The organism is Burkholderia sp. Se-20378, from assembly GCF_017104665.1.
Taxonomy (GTDB): Bacteria; Pseudomonadota; Gammaproteobacteria; order Burkholderiales; family Burkholderiaceae; genus Burkholderia; species Burkholderia lata.
On the sequence record NZ_JAAGPG010001261.1, the window covers coordinates 1 to 440 of the forward strand.

The window sequence follows — 440 nt, forward strand, 5'->3', positions numbered from 1 at the left end:
CGAACGCGGTGTTCGCGGGCAGCGTGCCGTACCTGAAGCTGGCGGGCGTGGTGCTGTGCGGGTGGCAGATGGGCCGCGCGCTGGTGGCGGCGCACGCGAACCGCGCGAGCGACCCGGCGTTCTTCGACGCGAAGATCGCGATCGTGCAATGCTATGCGGAGCACGTGCTGGTGCAGGCGGGCGCGTTCGAAGCGTCGATCGTCGGCACGAAGGGCAACGAGGGCGTGCTCGCGTTGACGGAAGACCAGTTCTGACCGGCTGACGGTCGGGACGCAGGAGGAGACAGGATTTTGACCACACAGGACTTGCTCGCGCAATACGGCCCGCGCGAATCGATGGAATACGACGTCGTGATCGTCGGCGGCGGCCCCGCCGGGCTGTCGGCGGCGATCCGGCTCAAGCAGCTGGCCGCCGAGAAAGGCACCGAAATCGGCGTGTGC

At 68.2% G+C, this 440-nt stretch carries 2 protein-coding genes; both read left to right on the plus strand.

Annotated features, from left to right (window positions below):
* Positions 1 to 254: acyl-CoA dehydrogenase C-terminal domain-containing protein (locus tag G3N93_RS41310; RefSeq protein WP_206135673.1), on the plus strand; the 254-nt coding region annotated here is incomplete at its 5' end.
* 36 nt (positions 255 to 290) lie between these two features.
* Positions 291 to 440, plus strand: a 150-nt coding sequence (locus tag G3N93_RS41315; protein ID WP_124636892.1) for an FAD-dependent oxidoreductase, incomplete at its 3' end; no start/stop codon positions are given.